Annotated in this window: 16 protein-coding genes; 5 read left to right on the plus strand and 11 right to left on the minus strand. The window is 37.5% G+C overall.

The features are described from left to right. Positions 1 to 38 precede the first annotated feature (38 nt). The gene (locus tag AC3EA5_RS06610; RefSeq protein WP_488607608.1) at positions 39 to 668 is read right to left on the minus strand and encodes a spore coat protein; all 630 of its coding nucleotides are present in this window, start codon (positions 666 to 668) and stop codon (positions 39 to 41) included. Positions 669 to 963: 295 nt separating this feature from the next. Further along, on the minus strand, positions 964 to 4,035 hold the full coding sequence (locus tag AC3EA5_RS06615) for an efflux RND transporter permease subunit (protein WP_488607609.1): 3,072 nt from the start codon (positions 4,033 to 4,035) through the stop codon (positions 964 to 966). Positions 4,036 to 4,168: 133 nt separating this feature from the next. On the opposite strand from AC3EA5_RS06615, the gene AC3EA5_RS06620 reads away from it, so the two are divergent. After that, complete coding sequence (locus AC3EA5_RS06620; protein ID WP_488607610.1) at positions 4,169 to 5,029, plus strand: TetR/AcrR family transcriptional regulator; 861 nt, start codon at positions 4,169 to 4,171, stop codon at positions 5,027 to 5,029. Positions 5,030 to 5,069: 40 nt separating this feature from the next. Here AC3EA5_RS06620 and AC3EA5_RS06625 read toward each other — a convergent pair whose 3' ends face one another. The 6 genes from AC3EA5_RS06625 to AC3EA5_RS06650 all read right to left on the minus strand — a co-directional run bounded on the left by AC3EA5_RS06625 (position 5,070) and on the right by AC3EA5_RS06650 (position 10,243). Next, positions 5,070 to 5,462: a DUF1761 domain-containing protein gene (locus AC3EA5_RS06625; protein WP_488607611.1), complete on the minus strand. Its 393-nt coding sequence runs from the start codon at positions 5,460 to 5,462 to the stop codon at positions 5,070 to 5,072. A gap of 480 nt (positions 5,463 to 5,942) precedes the next feature. Further along, complete coding sequence (locus tag AC3EA5_RS06630) at positions 5,943 to 6,896, minus strand: TRM11 family SAM-dependent methyltransferase (RefSeq protein ID WP_488607612.1); 954 nt, start codon at positions 6,894 to 6,896, stop codon at positions 5,943 to 5,945. A gap of 159 nt (positions 6,897 to 7,055) precedes the next feature. After that, positions 7,056 to 7,721, minus strand: a complete 666-nt coding sequence (locus AC3EA5_RS06635) for a hypothetical protein (RefSeq protein ID WP_488607613.1) — start codon at positions 7,719 to 7,721, stop codon at positions 7,056 to 7,058. Between the two features lie 18 nt (positions 7,722 to 7,739). After that, entirely contained in the window at positions 7,740 to 9,086 is a 1,347-nt protein-coding gene (locus tag AC3EA5_RS06640) for an arsenic transporter (protein ID WP_488607614.1), read from the minus strand. Beyond that, a complete protein-coding gene (locus tag AC3EA5_RS06645; RefSeq protein WP_488607615.1) occupies positions 9,079 to 9,225 on the minus strand; it encodes a hypothetical protein in 147 nt (48 codons plus the stop codon). The genes AC3EA5_RS06640 and AC3EA5_RS06645 overlap by 8 nt, the downstream gene beginning before the upstream one ends. 37 nt (positions 9,226 to 9,262) lie before the next feature. Next, the gene (locus AC3EA5_RS06650; protein WP_488607616.1) at positions 9,263 to 10,243 is read right to left on the minus strand and encodes a hypothetical protein; all 981 of its coding nucleotides are present in this window, start codon (positions 10,241 to 10,243) and stop codon (positions 9,263 to 9,265) included. Positions 10,244 to 10,426: 183 nt separating this feature from the next. Between AC3EA5_RS06650 and AC3EA5_RS06655 the strand changes: the two genes are divergently transcribed. The 3 genes from AC3EA5_RS06655 to AC3EA5_RS06665 all read left to right on the plus strand — a co-directional run bounded on the left by AC3EA5_RS06655 (position 10,427) and on the right by AC3EA5_RS06665 (position 11,233). Further along, positions 10,427 to 10,735 (plus strand): YciI family protein, encoded by a 309-nt coding sequence (locus tag AC3EA5_RS06655; RefSeq protein WP_488607617.1) that lies wholly within the window; start codon positions 10,427 to 10,429, stop codon positions 10,733 to 10,735. Positions 10,736 to 10,828: 93 nt separating this feature from the next. Then, entirely contained in the window at positions 10,829 to 11,020 is a 192-nt protein-coding gene (locus AC3EA5_RS06660; RefSeq protein ID WP_488607618.1) for a YfhD family protein, read from the plus strand. Positions 11,021 to 11,047: 27 nt separating this feature from the next. After that, positions 11,048 to 11,233: a hypothetical protein gene (locus AC3EA5_RS06665; protein ID WP_488607619.1), complete on the plus strand. Its 186-nt coding sequence runs from the start codon at positions 11,048 to 11,050 to the stop codon at positions 11,231 to 11,233. Positions 11,234 to 11,256: 23 nt separating this feature from the next. On the opposite strand, the gene AC3EA5_RS06670 is transcribed toward AC3EA5_RS06665, so the two are convergent. Together AC3EA5_RS06670 and AC3EA5_RS06675 are read right to left on the minus strand one after the other, a co-directional pair. After that, positions 11,257 to 11,796 (minus strand): GNAT family N-acetyltransferase, encoded by a 540-nt coding sequence (locus AC3EA5_RS06670; RefSeq protein ID WP_488607620.1) that lies wholly within the window; start codon positions 11,794 to 11,796, stop codon positions 11,257 to 11,259. A 417-nt stretch (positions 11,797 to 12,213) separates the two neighbouring features. After that, positions 12,214 to 13,428, minus strand: a complete 1,215-nt coding sequence (locus AC3EA5_RS06675) for a NupC/NupG family nucleoside CNT transporter (protein ID WP_488607621.1) — start codon at positions 13,426 to 13,428, stop codon at positions 12,214 to 12,216. Between the two features lie 327 nt (positions 13,429 to 13,755). Here AC3EA5_RS06675 and AC3EA5_RS06680 point away from each other — a divergent pair, with 327 nt between their 5' ends. Continuing rightward, positions 13,756 to 15,429 carry a ribonuclease J gene (locus AC3EA5_RS06680; protein ID WP_488607622.1) on the plus strand — a complete coding sequence of 558 codons (1,674 nt, stop codon included), beginning with the start codon at positions 13,756 to 13,758 and terminating at the stop codon, positions 15,427 to 15,429. A gap of 191 nt (positions 15,430 to 15,620) precedes the next feature. On the opposite strand, the gene AC3EA5_RS06685 is transcribed toward AC3EA5_RS06680, so the two are convergent. Beyond that, positions 15,621 to 16,211: an SET domain-containing protein gene (locus AC3EA5_RS06685; RefSeq protein WP_488607623.1), complete on the minus strand. Its 591-nt coding sequence runs from the start codon at positions 16,209 to 16,211 to the stop codon at positions 15,621 to 15,623. Positions 16,212 to 16,281 lie beyond the last annotated feature (70 nt).

Raw genomic sequence — 16,281 nt, forward strand, 5'->3', positions numbered from 1 at the left:
ACCTTCTACACATATATGCAGAAGGTTTCGTAATTGGTTTATTGTGTCATGCCATTAGGTTGGATATGAGAAGGTGCGAATGCATTTGTAATTTGTTGCATATCTTGCTGAGCTAATTGCGGCATTTGATAGTAATGATGTTTATTTTGATAAATAGACATCTCATAGGCCATCTCGATACAGTTTGGAACGGAATCCGCTAGGACGCGACGAACCACTGGGTTTGTTGTTTCAAGGGCAGACATTGCTTTTAATGAAGCACCAGACTTATGAACACCTAGTAAATAACCCGAAATCACTTCATCGTTAATTTCATTAGCCGTTTGCATCGGTTTCTTTGGCGGAGATGGTTTCATTCCGAAGATAAAATCGTTGTTCTCTTTCATCATATATCTTTGAGTACGCTTCGAAGGATCTTGTCCTGTTCGGAAACACTCCGTTGTGATGTTGTATTCTTCTTGCATGAAATGGAATTGTCTGTCCAAAATAGTAAGAAGTTCTTGATCCTGTACATGTGGACGTAAAATCGTGAACAAGTTTAAACCAGCAATAGCAGCTCCCAAAACTTCATGTACATCGAACATTTCATGGCCGCCGTGATTCATTTCTGGTGTAACTGGACCGGTATGCATATTTTCATGCATTTGACCTTGTGGGTTTTGCGTCATTTACTAATTCCTCCTATTTTCAATGTAATGTGCATCGAAAATAGTTTGTGTTAAAGCATCCATGTTATGCATTTCATTTTACTAAAGCTTGCTACCACTTATTTAGACTGATGACAGCTGTCAATAAATCGTTGTTTTACAGGATTAGCACCATTTTTACTAAATTAACGTTCAAATTTACGGGATTATCACATAAAATTACGGGATTTGATGAATCATTTACGGGATTATCTTTAAATCAATCTCTATAAAAAACGTGCAGAAGGATACTTTCCACCCTCTACACGCTTCGATTTTACTCTATATCTTTAGAAAACTTTTTCTTGCGGAATTTACTTAAGAATTCATAAACCACTGGAACAATGATGAGCGTTAACAAAGTTGAACTTGTTAGACCACCAATAACCGTTACACCTAGCCCTTTTGAAATCAATCCACTACCTTCAGCTCCGATAGCCAATGGAATTAAAGCACCAATGGTAGCAATTGCCGTCATCAGAATCGGACGAAGTCTTGTAACACCCGCTTCTAGAATGGCTTCACGAGTCGTTGTTCCTTCTTTTTCTTTATGAATCACTCGGTCAATCAAAACAATCGCATTTGTTACAACGATTCCAATCAACATCAGTGCTCCAATCATTGTTGAAATACTGATTGTTTCACCAGCAATTAATAATGCAAGGAGTGCACCACTAATTGTAAATGGTAATGAGAATAGAATTGCAAGTGGAGCTATTGCACCACCAAACGTTATAACTAAAATGAGATAAACGATGGCGATTGCTGCTAACATTGCTAAGCCCAACTGAGTAAAGGACTCTTGCATATCAGCTGTTACACCAGCAGTTTCAATATCCACATTTTGTGGAAGGTCAATTTCATCTACTTTTTCTTGAATCGCAGTAGAATCTTTCGATATATCTTCAGCAGTTAATGTTCCCGTAACACTCGCATAAATTTGACCATCTCTTCTTAATACCGTATCTGAAGTTTCTCCTTCAACTACCGTTACGACGTCTTCTACCGAAACTTCCATACCTATTGGTGAAGCAATGGTTTTCTTCAATAACTCATCTAGTGTTTCAGGCTTTTCTGTATTCGATTCAATATACACATCAAAAGTATCGCCATCTTGTTCAACGGTCGTTAACATTTCACGCTGTCCATTTGGATTTAATGCCATTCCAACTTGGGCAGTCGTTAAGCCATATTGAATAAGTTTTGATTGATCCACCACTAATGTATGTTCTTGATATGAATCTGAAATACTTGAACTTACATTCTTGATATTTTTTGTTTCATTAAAAATCGAATCAATCTCTTTAATAATTGGTTCAATTGTCTCCAGGTCTTTACCATATACATAATAATTCAAGTCATTACTTCCACCACTTGTACTGAAATCTTGAGATTTCCATTCACCAGTAGCCTCGAATTTTTGAACATCACTCATCACGTTTTCTTTTTCAGCAGCAAATTCTGGTGTTTCATCTTCATAAATAACGTACAATAACGCGCCGTTATTCTGTCCCGGCATCATTGGATTTTCTCCACCAATGGAAACTTGAACACTATCAACATTTTCTCTTTCCATAAAGAAGGTTTCAATATCTGAAACGGTTTCTTCCACGTCTTCTCTCGTCTCGCCCGCTTCAGGCGTATACGTGATGTACATCATTTTTTCTTCTTCTTCAGGTAAGAAGCTCGTTCCTACAAACGGAACTAATGCTAAACTTCCGACGAAAAGTGCAATAGCAAGAATTGTTGTAACTAACTTATGATTCAAAGTCCATTTTAGGATTTTCAAATAAGCTCCAGCTAGTTTCCCAGGTTTCTCATGATCATGCGTATGTTTTGCACTTAATCCTTTTTTAAATAAAGAATGAGATAACATTGGCACTAGCGTAATGGCTACTAACAATGAAGCTAATAATGCAAACACAATCGTTAAGGCAAACGGTAAGAATAATTCACCCACCATGCCTCCTACTAAACCGATAGGTAAGAATACGGCAATGGTTACTAAAGTAGAAGAAAGAATCGGTACAAACATTTCTTTCGTTGCTTCTCGAATTAACGCTCTTCCTTTTAACTTTTCAGTTGGAGATGCCATTCGTCGGTAAATATTTTCAACAACTACGATTGAGTCATCAATAACCCGGCCAATCGCGACTGTCATCGCACCGAGTGTCATCATATTTAACGTGATGTCTAACTGTTTAATAAGCAATACAGCGATTAACAATGACAATGGAATCGAAATGATGGCAATCAATGTAGATCGAATATTTCGTAAGAATAATAAAATAATCAATACCGCAAATCCTGCACCAAACAAGGCTTTGCTCATCATCGTCTCGACTGATTTCTCAATTGGTTCGCCTTGATCTAATGTAAAAATGATTTCGAAGTCTGTATGATTATCTCCAAACTCCTTCATTTCTTCTTTAACCAGATTCACGACGTCAACCGTATTAGCCCCTTGAGACTTCACGACTTGAACAGCAATCGCTTCCTTACCATTTGTACGTGAAATGGATTCCGCTTTTCCAACGAGTTTAATGTCTGCAACCTCGCCAAGTGCAACGGTTGTAGGCTGAGTAGGAACTCCGTTCGTAGCTGGAGGAACGACTGGAAGTTCTAAAGTTTTCAAATCGTCGATTGATGCTAGTTTCCCATCTAGAACCACAGATTGTTCTTCTCCCTCAAATGGGAATAAACCTAATGGGAAAATAATATCTGAACCTTTAATAATACCTTTAACTGTTTCTTCAGTTAGCCCGAATTCAGCGAGTTTGTCTTGATTAAACCTAAAACTCACTTCATTTAATTGTTGTCCTGAAACAGCAACAGATGAAACACCTTCTAATCCTTCAAGTGTTGGCACCAAGTTTGTTTCTACTGTTTCCGTTAATTCAGCAAGAGTTTCTTTGTCACTCGAGACACTTAATGCGACGACAGGAAATGCATTAATGCTAATTCTAGCAACCGATGGCTCTTGTGCACCTTCTGGTAATGGAAGACTATTAAGTGCAGCCGCTACTTCAGTCTCAGCTTCTTTCATGTCGGTCCCAAATTCAAATTCAATTTGGAGTGATGATGCATTTTGATAGGAAGATGAAGTGACTAATTTAACTCCCTCTAAATTACGCACCGCTTTTTCATGTGGTTCCGAAAGATCTTTGACTACCTGGTCAGGTGTTGCACCCGGATACACCGTAGTAGCTGTTATAACAGGAATTGTGATATCGGGAATCGTCTCTAATTTCATTTGCGTACCGGCAGCTATACCAGCAACAGTTATAACAATCGTTAATAACCATACGGCAAATTTATTCTTCAAAACAAAATTAATAATGGAATTCATTCTAATTATTCACTTCCAAGCTACATTATTTGACCAACGGGTCATATTAATTCATAATATAACTGACCGGTCATTCATAGGTCAATCTTAAACTATCTATTTAATTCGCATTTTATAAATAAGGGGTATGAATATGTCTAAAAAGAAAACTTTAATCATTGAGAAGGCGATGCATTTATTTGCCACCAAAGGTTTTGAATCAACCTCTATTCAAGAAATCACAGACGCATGCGGGATTTCCAAAGGTTCCTTTTATTTATCTTTTAAATCAAAAGAAGAATTGCATATCTCCATTTTTGAATATTTTTTCGAAAAGCTTTCTCACCGATTAAACAATCTAGACCAATTAAAACACGACACGCCACGAGAAAAATTCCTTTCATTATTGATGATTCAATTTGAGGAAATCGACAGTCACGCAGATTTCATATTGATGCAAATTCGAGAACAGACGAATCCATTGAATTCAAATATGATTGAGCTTCTTGGCAAGGTGCAGGAGCAGCATCACACACTTTTACACCACATGTTCATAGATGTATACGGAGAAAAGGTTCAACCTTATGTAACCGATTTAATCGTGATGACCAAAGGGCTTCTTCATGGATATATTGAAGTGATCCTCTTACATCGCAAACAACTCGATTATCAATTAATGGCAACATTTATCTTGGACCGATTGGATGACATTGTAGATGGTCTTATATCCAAACAACCTACACCCTTTTTAAACAAACAGATGCTCAACAATCATTTATTACAACCAGCGAACTTAAGTTCTCCAAAGCAATCTTTACTACAATATGTAAACCTATGTATTTCCGAAACGGATGATGAAGATTTACTGGTTACGTTAGAAGTTATTGCAGATGAGTTGAAAAGAGAGCAACCGAGAGTTCCGGTATTAAAAGGAATGATCGCTAATTTAGAAACCATCGATTCGATGATTGAACTGCACTCAAAAGTATCGAACTATCTCAACACTTACAAATAGGCAAAGAAAAAAGACTTGTCATTGGACAAGTCTTTTCAAATTACATCAAACCATGAAGAGATCCTAAAAGTGTGAAAATGACTAAATGATCACCGATTGCAATTAGGAAAGATCGATGAGTCATTAATCCAAACAAACGATTTTTTAAATAAACAAGCGTGATAATAACACCAATCATCAATCCGACAAGTAATCCCTCAGTGATACTCTCTGCACCAGTCGCTTGAACCAAAACTGCAACTACAAACGAACTAATGAACGCCACTATAACTGAAACGATATATTTCATTGGCCCTGCCATTTCCAACTGTTTCTTTTCAGGATATTTATCTCCGCCAAGTCTTACTGAATAATAAATCCCACCGTACACCATGTACAACAACGTTCCAAGAATAATAGCTATACCATTTAACTCGTCCCATTCTACGAACACACGAACACCCCATTGCTATTCAGTACCTATTGTTGCCAAGTAAAACCTAGCTTCTCATAAAGCTTTAAAGCGCTAGTGTTGGCCTTGGTTACATATAGGTCAATTTCATCATAGCCCATACGATACAAGCAATCCATACTTGCTTTTAAGAATTTTTTGCTACTTCGTCATCTATAAAGTTTTAATCGATAGGTTTGGTGTTGAAGGATTGAAAAAAAGGATTTGAGGATTTGTTAGAGAATAAGGTTAAAAAAAGATGGAGGATTGTAGATGCTTAATTTTGAGAAGATAAAGGTTGTAAGTTTAGTTGTTATTGTAATTTGTTTAGTACTCATCTTTTGGAGATTAGGTGAAATTTCAAATTATTTATCACAAATTTACCAGCGCGGTTGAAGTCAAAAAAAAAGAGAAAGAATCCATTTTGTTCGTTTTTAAAAATGGATTCTTTTTGTTTTACAGATTGTATTATCACTCTTGATTCTATTTACAAACAAGTATCTCTCTCGAAAATATTCCTTTTTTTGCGACACATCGATCGATAATATCAAATCCAGCGTCTTTGATCATATGGTCAATATTTTCTATCGTGACGACTACTAGTTTTTTAGAAAAAGGACGTGCGCTTTTTAAAATGGACAGTTGTTCTTCTGGAGTCGCATGCGTGTACAGATTGTAGGGCATATCAATAATGGTGACATCATATGTCTCTTTTACTTCTGCGATAGGTCCTAAATCGACATCTCCTGTTAAACCAAAATGAGCAATATTTTCCCTAGATCCAAGAACCACAAGCGGATTAATATCTCGACCCACAATATTAATTCCCATCGATAAGGCTTCAACTAATACTGTCCCGATCCCACAACAAGGATCAATTGCTTTAACGCCATGAGGATTCGGGACGGCAATATTAGCTACAGCTCTAGCCACTCGTGTGCTCAAAGCAGTTGAATATTCCCTAGGTTTCTTCTGATGATGCAGCCAAACAGCTTCGTTCTTTTCGTACAAACCAAAGTACCATTTCCCTTTAAACGGCACCAAACCGAATGTAACGTTCGGATGGTGAACATCCGCTTCACCCTCAATAATTAGGCCGATTTCCCGTTCGATTTCGCGTTTTTGTTTGTACTCAACTTTTTCAGTGGAAGCTAAATCATTTATTTTCACAAAAAGGACTTTGAATGTTAACTCTCCCATATCTACTACTTCAACTTGCTTAAGGATGTCGGAGAGTTCATTTCCTTCAAATAAAACCTCGATTCGTTCTTTAATAAAAGGACTTCGACTCGGATTTATGTCATATGTACTTTTGATAACTTTCGTTTGTGTGTCTTCTCCAAATAACGAACGCATTTCTAAATAACACAGTGATTCTTCGTCCGGTTTATACGCGTATGTATAAATATAGTCACCGGTTCTAGGGTATTGGTTCAATTCATTCTCATCCTTTAGTCTAACGTGATTCCACTAAGTATATCACTGAGTTGAAAATCGGATACAGGTTTGGAACCCTTTGCAGTAATGAAACAGCCATCCTGGCACTTGGCGAAGGGTGGCTGATTTATAAGTGTATGAGGTTTTATTCCACGGAAATCAACCAAGGGCTTTTTGGACAGATTTGATATGAGAAATGTTCAAATACAGTCTTTTACCATTCCCAATAGTGAGTTCTGCTAAGTCATTTTCTACATGTGTAAGGATACCCATTTTGTATGCATTTTTCCCTCCATCAAACTGAACCATTTCTCCTTGAAATTGTTTGACTTGCTTCGTAAAACTATCTGCGAGCAATTGATTTACCGGAAAAATCATGGACGTTAATGGAAGGTCATACGGGGTTTTATTCAAATAAGGGGTGATTGATTTTAGATGATGGATAGGAATGAATAGTTGGTTCAGTGCAGGGGAATAAAAAACGAAATAGTCGCTCATAACGTTCGTGACGTAGCCAAAAACCGCTCCAATCCCACTAATGTCTACTTCAACGAATATCCCTTTCGCGTTGTTTAGGACGGCCATTAAAGTTAATCCATCACTCGTTTGCTTAATGGGCGACGGCTCAGATTGAATAATGTCATATTCATTTTCTTCACATCTTTTGATGACATGAATATGTTTTTGCGGCAAATAGGCATAATATTGACCAGTAAGAACAACGAGAATATCCGAACCACATTCAATTAATTTTCCAGAGATCTGTTTTTTTGAAGAAAGTTCGACTTCAATCATTTTCCCTTCATATTGATCGAAAATCCTCATAGTAAGCGTCTCCTTTCATCATAATATCAACCAGAGCCATATATTTAATGCAATAAGCGTGACTACAAGAGTAATAGGAATGACCATCAATGCCACTCTAAAATAAGCACTCCAGGTGATCGCAACGCCGTTTTTTTTCAAGACAAACATCCACAGCAAAGTGGCAAGTGTCCCAAGAGGCGTTAACAATGCACCAATATCACTTCCGATGATCATTGAGATATAGGCAACTTGTAACGTTTGCGTGTCGAGTCCGATTTCAGTAATTAATAAAGTACCAAGCATAACAGAAGGTAAGTTGTTCATGAGATTGGAAAGAACACTAATTAGTATGCCTGATGCAAAGCTTGCTGACATAAGACTTTGTGTCATAACTCCATCTAATATGGACATCATATAACTGGTTACACCTGTATTTTTCAGTGCGTAAACGGTCACATACATCCCGAAAGCAAAGACCAAAATATGCCAAGGGGCTTTCCATAAAACATCAACGGGACTTATTTTTAAACTTATCCAGCGAATTCCGATGAGTAATAAAGCACCGGTAATAGCGATCCATTCGATTGAAAAACCGTATGCCGGCAAGATAAAGTAGCTCCCTCGAATGAGTACAACTAGAAAAATACACGTTCGGAATAGGGGCCAGTTCATCGATTCAACTGATTTTTTCACACCTGATAGAGGATGAGTTTTAAAAGTAGGATCTGAAATCGAATCTTGGATGTCTGGTATTTTACGAGGAATTTCATTTCTAAATAACAAATACAGAAGCAAACTTAACGTTGCAATACCAATCATCGAAGGAACAAAAGCTAAATTCGTATAGGACACTAAATTCAAACCAACCATCTGCAAGCCGATTAAGTTAGCGATGTTACTGACACCTATCGGCAAACTTGCAGACGTTGCAATAAACACACCTGCAAATAAGTAAGGTAGTTTTTGCTGTGGTTTAATACGAATGATTTGAACAATGTGTAAAATGATTGGCGTGGTGATGAGGATACTCCCGTCATTGTTAAAAAAAACGGTCATTAAAAAACACAACAGCATAATCGACCAAAACAGACGAATACCCGATCCTTTAGCTCTCTTCACGACATTTATAGCTGCCCAGCGAAATACTCCGATGCTTTCTAGGACAATACACATGACAATTGTTGATATGATCGTGATGGATGGTCCGCTCACGATCTTAAAGATATAGACAATATCATGTAAAGGGACAATACCTGCTATAAACAAAAGAATCGCTCCGCTTATGGCAGGTATTGCTTCATTGATACCTTGAGGTCTCCATAAGATACATAATGTGGTTAAGGCAAAAATCGAAAATGTATATACGATGAGACTATCATGCATTGGACTGAACCCCATTAATTCGGAATTTCCTTTTCGCTTTCGTCACCATGTTTGTTGGAGCCACAGCCTTTTCGGTGGGAGGAGTTAATAGATGATAGAAGATTAAACCTGATCCCATCAATATCGAAAATATGATCATGTCCACCCTCCTTTCCACAAGTTTAGGTAGAACGAATTTATCTTTTCTTATTTTGTAGGGCATTTATTCGAATACGTCGATTGCGTTTTTTTGCAGCTACTTTTAAGCGTTCTTCAAATAACTTTTGAGCTTCACTTACGTCTTCCGTATTTTGTTCTTTTGACTCATTTTTGTCTGAATCTTTTTGTTTGGACTCTTTTTGTTCGCTAGATTTATCTTTAGACTCTTCTTTTGAATTTTTCGAGTCTTCTTTTGAATCGTTCGTTTCTTCAGGTTCTTCTTTTGACGTTTTGGTATTTACACTGAAATTTTTGATGTGATAAGTTGAAATACGAAGAATCTCATTATCCACCGCTAATACTAAATGTTGATCATTCGAATCAACTAATAGTCCTTCAACGCTTTCTGGCCCTTTTCGATTCACTTTAATCCATGAATATTTTAAATTTGATAACAAATCATTCATACTAGCTGCTGCTGAAAGCTTAAGAAGATTTTCAAGTTCCGTGTTCACCTTAGGAACTTCTCCTTCTTCTAATAATTCTTCTGTATTTTGCTCTGTTTCTTTTTCTCCAGAATCATTCGTTGACTCCAATTTTTCTAAAGGCGTACTCAAGCTTTTAATATGCTGATCTTTATAAAAAATCAAGCCGTCATCTTCTGTATAAATGATGACATAATCATCTCTTACATCGACTAATTTCCCTACCCTGGACTCCGGACCTTTCCCATTTATTCGAACGTTTTGTTCTTTTAATTGAGAAGCCATTTCCTGAAATTTGCTCGCTTTAATAAATAAAGTTTCGTCCGTATTTAAAAGTGAGTTAAATTTAATCATGGCATTCTCACGAATACTTTTAATATGTGAGGTTTTAAAGTAAATGATTTCTCCATCGTCTTTTTGCAACGCAACGTAATCTTCTGTCACATCAAGTAATTTCCCAGTGTTAGAATCAGGTCCTCCTCTATGGATTTGGACACCCTTTCCAACCAACGATTGCAAATAATTATCTTCCACTCTGTTTCTTCCCCTTTCTTTTACACCTATCAAATTTCATATATAAAAACATGACAGGACTGCGTATTGTTATATATATGCCTACTACATCATTCATGCATAGGTATATACCGTGAACTCAAATTGAAGGGATTTGTTTGTAGGTGTGGAATATATAAGAATCAGTACATTGGAGGTTTGTTCATGGAGAAATTACAATTCTTATATCAACTTAAATTGAATCCCTCTTTATTAAGCGAAGAAAATTGGACTGAAAGAGAAAATGACATTGTGGCTCGACATTTCGAAGCGTTAAAGAAAGCAGAACAAGAAGGAACGGTAATATTAGCAGGAAGAACATTAAATATGGATTCCGATGGTTTTGGAATTGTGATTTTTGAAGTGGATTCCAAGGAAGAAGCTCAATTATTTATGGAGTCTGACCCTGCTGTGAAAGAAGGAATTATGACTGCCACATTATTTCCTTACAGAGTTGCACTCATGCGTTCTTAAATTGGTGTAAATTACTAATTTCATCTTACATAGACCTACACATTTTGAGCCATACTTTTTATGAATACAATTCTTAGAAAGTAGGCGAAACAAATGGGACAAAACAACAATAATTCAACAAACAACAATAATACCTCTTCACCTAAAACACAGAAAACTACACCAAAAACCACAACGTCAACTACTCGAAAAGAAGAATTCTCTAGAGAGTTCACGGAAATTATCAACAAAACACTAAAACAAAATGGTAAAGGTACAAATGAGCGTAACAACAATAAGCGATAATAGCTTAGGTTAATGGAGTGGATTAGTTTGAATCCAAATCGTGCAAAAGAATATTCCTCAGAAGCAAATCAGTTGCTTTTCACATTAAATGGCGTTCAAGTTTGGCTTGATAACAAGTTTGAAGAAGAAGCGATTGCTGATCAAATTTCGGATTCTACTGAAAATGATCGACAAGAAGCGATCGCCAATTACGAAAAGAGACCTTCACATTAAACAAAAATCACCCACTCACTTTTTTAAAATGAGGGGGTGATTTTTCGTTCCAATTGAATATCTAGAGGTTCTTTAGATAAAATGTCTTTTTCAATATGGCAGGCCATAGTGCAACCCATTTTCTTATAAAACAGCTGAGATTCAATCGAGGGATGGGCTGCAATATAGAGTTTTTGAGCTCCTAATTTACTTCCCATTTCAAAACACGCCTCAAATAACTTCTTACCAATTCCGTTTCCTCTAAATTCTTGCGAAACATGAATATAAGATAACTCTACATATTCAAGTTGAGGTCCGAACCGAGTAGGTTCAATATTGGCAAATCCTATAAGAGACTGATTTTCATATGCTCCAAGGACTATTCCACCTGCGGTCAAACTGGTACGCAATTCTTGAACAATTACTACTTTTTTTACTGTATCCCAATCGTCAATAAATGAGTCATTCTTTTCGAATAAACGATTATCTATTTCAACCATAACTCTTTCCGTTTTTTGATATCGCTGGAATGTAAATAAAAAATCATCCGTTAAATCGTGCATAGTTATGAGTTTAATATCCACTTTAATTCACCTTTTTATTTTTAGTGTAACAAAAAAAGAGATTGGCAATAAAAGATGACACGTTAGGATCACCTTTTTATCTAAAACAAGCTGATTTTCATTACTGCGGACGCTTTCCGGGGGGCACGGCTTTAGCCGCTTCCCTCGCGCGCTCGGTCCAGGGTCTGCAGCTCGTGCTGTTCCCCCTCGGAGTCGCCGCCTCCATTTCAATCAGCTAAACATGTTAATTAATCAGTTTTTCTATTAAAGTAAAAATTTCTAGAAGCTCACTTGTTGACTGCATCTTGGAGATATTTTCAGAAAAACAGATAAAAACTCAAAAACAAGTAGAGAAAAATTAATCATTTCCCCTACTTGTTTTAATTTGATACTTATTGGAAAGCTTATCTTAATTCTCATTGATTTAAGGTCTACTAATTAAAGAAACATACCAGCGATTGCTGCGCTTAATAAAGATGCAAGCATACCAGCTGCTACTGCACGGATGCCTAGTCTAGCAATGTCACTTCGGCGATTGGGAGCAAGTGCTCCTAAACCACCTAATAAGATAGCCATTGAACTTAAGTTAGCGAATCCACATAATGCAAAGCTGACCACGATTACTGTTTTAGGTGAGAGGTTGGCAATTTCAGGTGCAAAAGAAGAATAAGCTACAAATTCATTTAACACTAACTTTTGACCAATATAACCACCTGCTTGTACAGCTTCTTCCCAAGGGACACCGATTGCAAAAGCAAGAGGTGCAAAAACAAACCCAAGAATCCCTTCAAGCGAAAGTGATTCATAATTAAACAAACCAGCGCCGATAAAACCTAGAATCCCGTTCAGAAGTGCAATCAGAGCAATAAAGGCTAGAAGCATCGCACCCACATTCAATGCTAATTGCAAACCATCACTTGCCCCTCTAGCTGCAGCGTCAATGACATTCGTAGAAGCATCATCTTTTTCTAGCTCGAATGCCGAATCATCTACTTCTTCTGTTTCTGGAATCATAATTTTAGCTAAAATTAATCCTGCAGGTGCTGCCATAAAGCTCGCTGCAAGTAAGTATTCAAGAGGTACACCTAACAGTGAATATCCGACTAATACCGATCCTGCAACTGATGCAAGACCACCTGTCATGACCGCGAATAATTCTGATTTTGTCATTTTCGCGATAAACGGACGAATGATTAAAGGTGCTTCTGTTTGACCAACAAAGATGTTGGCTGCAGCTGAAATCGATTCAGCTTTACTTGTCCCAAGCAACCACGAGAGTGCTCCACCAATAACGCGGATTAGTCGTTGCATAATTCCTAAGTAGTACAACACAGATATTAAAGATGAGAAGAAAATAATAACCGTCAACACTTGGAAAGCGAAGACAAATCCGAACCCTTCTACATCTGCCGCTGGACCGAACAAAAAGCTAATTCCTTCATTCGCATAACTGATCATACTTTGAACAGCTTCAGCAAATTGTTCTAATTTTTCACGTCCATAACTCCACTTTAGCACGATAAATGCAAAGAGGATTTGAATGGTCAATCCACCTATGACTGTTCGTAAATTAATGGATTTCTTAGCACTTGATAATAAAAACGCAATTCCTAAAACAACGAAAATCCCGCCTATTCCCCAAATGATATTCATGTATGACACCTCTTTTATTGGTATTTGATTTAACAAAAGAAAGTAAACGCTTTCTTTCGCAAAAAAGTTGAAGTTAAGGTTGTCGGTCGTCAGACAACTTATCGGAATGGTAACAAATCTATTGAAATAAGTAAATGGATAATATGTGTAAAGAACGCATAAATGTTGATATGTGAGGATTTTAAGTCGATTAAAAGAGTATTGCTAAAATTAGAAAGAATGATACATTATTTTGTTTTATATAAATTTCTCCTACTCCTAACCGAGTAAAAACACTCTTACTTGACCATACTTTTGTTAGCCATTTAAAAGTAGGAGGATTCTATTTTGACATCAACTGAAAATTCACTCGCTATTTTCGCCTTAGGTGGCGTAAATGAAATCGGTAAAAATATGTATGTACTTGAAGTTGAAAATGAGATTGTCATCATCGACTGCGGAGGAAAGTTTCCCGATGAAAGTTTACTTGGCATTGATTTAATCATTCAAGATATTTCTTATTTACAAGAGAATACAGAAAAGGTTCGAGCACTGATCGTCACCCATGGCCATGAAGATCATATTGGAGGGATTCCATACTTTTTAAAACAAATGAATGTTCCAATTTACGCAACTAGGCTGACTCTCGGTTTAATCGAGATTAAGCTAAAGGAGCATGGATTATTACGCGATACAGAACTTCACTTGATTGACTCGAATTCCAATTTATCTTTTGATACGATTTCTTGTACATTTTTCAAAACGAACCACAGCATACCGGATTGTTTAGGAATCGCTTTTGAAACCCCTTTTGGCACGGTTGTCCACACTGGTGATTTCAAGTTCGATCTAACACCGGTCAATGGAGAATATGCGGATATTCATGAAATGGCGGCAATCGGACAAAGAGGCGTACTGGTTTTATTATCCGAAAGTACGAACGCCGAACGTCCAGGCTTCACACCTTCAGAAAGTTTAGTTGGCGGACATTTAGAAGAAGCATTTCGTAAAGCTACTGGTAAGATTTTCGTCACTACCTTTGCCTCCAACGTCCACCGTCTACAACAAGCTGTGGATGCGGCCATACTAACCAATCGAAAAATCGCTTTACTTGGTCGCAGCATGGTCAATGTGGTTTCCGTCGCACTTGAACGAGGGTATTTGAATATGCCTGAAGATATGCTCATCGACGCACAAGAAATTGGTCGCATGGATCCTGAACGTGTTGCGATTCTTTGTACCGGAAGCCAAGGTGAACCAATGGCGGCATTATCGCGTCTTGCCAGTGGAAATTATCGACAAGCTGAGGTCTTACCCGGAGATACAGTCATTTTTGCAGCTACCCCTATTCCAGGAAATGAACGCGGCGTCTCTAAGATTATTGACCAATTGTATCAACGGAGAGCACATGTCATCTATGGGTCAGGTAACGAAACCGGAATGCATGTTTCAGGACATGCTTGTCAGGAAGAACTCAAACTCATGCTGACACTTATGAAGCCAAAGTACTTCATTCCTATTCACGGAGAGTATCGCATGTTACACCTTCACAGCCAATTAGCTCAGGCAGTTGGTGTGGAAGGTGAAAATATCTTTATTCTTAAAAATGGCGACGTCGTGGACGTTACAAGTGATACTGTTCGTCACACAAGAAGTGTCTCTGCAGGAGACGTATATGTAGATGGCTTAGGAATTGGCGACATTGGAAATATGGTGTTGCGTGATCGTAAGCTATTATCTGAAGACGGCATGTTAGTCATCGTGGTCACCATTTCGAAAGTTGATGGACAAATCATTTCAGGTCCAGATACAATTTCACGTGGGTTTGTCTATGTTCGTGAATCAGAAGAGTTGATGAAAGAAGTCGATCGATTGGTTTTATCGACCATGCAAAGCATTCAAATTGCTGATCGAAATCAAAGAAGCGTCTTAAAACAAAGCATCAAAGCAACGATTGGCAAAATGCTATATGCGAAAACAAAGCGTAGACCCATGATATTGCCGATTGTTATTGAGGTTTAACGAGGAATTCAAAAGCGCAATCCTATTTTACCGGGATTGCGCTTTTTGTATTGAGGAATATGTCGTTAGGGAATGATAATCTGTCGTTCCGTGATGGTTATAGGGCGATAGCCCTCCATAATATGGCGATACGAACGAATAATATGGCGCAACCAGTTGATTTATTGGCGTTCGACTTCAAAACGACGATTTTAGGAACGATCGTAATAAATGTTTTTAATAGAATCCTGAAGCTTTCCGTTTTCGGCAGCTTGTTTAAATGTCTTGATAAATGCCGGTCGCACAAGGGAGAGCAATGGCTGTTCCACCTGGTCAAAATAATGACTCGCCTCTACAACCTGGCAATCCCATTCTTCATGATAATAAAGCAGATCATCTGGATACACGATTTTCCGCTTCGTCCCCTGTTCTGGAATACAAGCAAAAGGTTCCTCTATATTCAATGTTCCATAGTCATCCGTAAGTTCTTCCCCCGGGTATATATCCCGTATCGCAACTTCAAAATCATAGGCTGTCCCCATACAATTCGCGTGAAAACTATGATTCACGTATCTCCCCAAATCCCAGCAAAGAATGTGTAACCCATCTTGATTTCGATAGGCATATTTTTTTAAGACTTCCTGACAAAACGATGAAGTTGAATCCACGAATTCGGGTTCTAATTTTTGATCCAACTCATCTAATGCCCAAGTAATCGTTCCTTTGGGAATCAATTTTGTAGCAAATACACCGAAACCAATTTCTTTATTAATAAAACGTAATTCCGTATGTGGATGAATCATGATGTTGAGTATTCCCCTTTACATAGTTGGTTTTAATTCATAACGTATGCATCTAGGGAAACGAATGTTG

It is taken from the genome of Paenisporosarcina sp., from assembly GCF_057785155.1.